This window comes from Vibrio sp. 10N.286.49.E11 (assembly GCF_041469505.1).
Taxonomy (GTDB): Bacteria; Pseudomonadota; Gammaproteobacteria; order Enterobacterales; family Vibrionaceae; genus Vibrio; species Vibrio crassostreae_C.
This window is the reverse complement of sequence record NZ_JBFRKQ010000143.1, coordinates 1-521: the sequence shown is the minus strand read 5'-3', so window position 1 is coordinate 521 and position 521 is coordinate 1. Positions and strand designations below refer to the sequence as shown.

The following is a 521-nucleotide window of genomic DNA, read 5'->3' as shown; positions in this document are numbered from 1 at the left end:
TCATCATTAGCTACAACCGTTGCATCTCCACCAACCGTAAGGTCGCTAGCTGTCAGGTCATCACCTTCAACATCTGACGCTTGCGATAGCAATTGCTCTTGGCTTAAACGGATAGAACCGTCTTCATCGATTGAGTACGCTAAGTCACCAGACACTGGCGCATCATCAACCGCTGTAACACTCACATCGATGTTGGCAGAGACCGTATCGGTGCCATCTGACACATCGAAGCCGAAGTTTACGTCACCATTGAAGTTTTCATTCGGTGCGAAGGTGTATGTGCCATTACCGTTGTCGGTAAGAATACCGTCGCCACCGTCGTAGGTCACACTTTCAATAGTAAGGTTGTCACCTTCAATGTCCGTTGCGCCTGTTAATAGGTCTGCATCAGTGAAGATTAACGTGCCGTCTTCTTCAACACTGAATTGTTGGTCTTGTGGAACAGGTAAATCATTTACTGGGTTAACCGTCAGGTCTGCTGAAGCTTGAACGGTATTGGTGCCATCTGAGATATCGAAGCT

At 47.4% G+C, this 521-nt stretch carries 1 protein-coding gene; it reads right to left on the bottom strand.

Annotation, left to right across the window (positions count from 1 at the left end):
* The coding region (locus tag AB4167_RS21880; protein WP_170963351.1) for a cadherin-like domain-containing protein at positions 1–521 on the bottom strand (521 nt) is incomplete at both ends.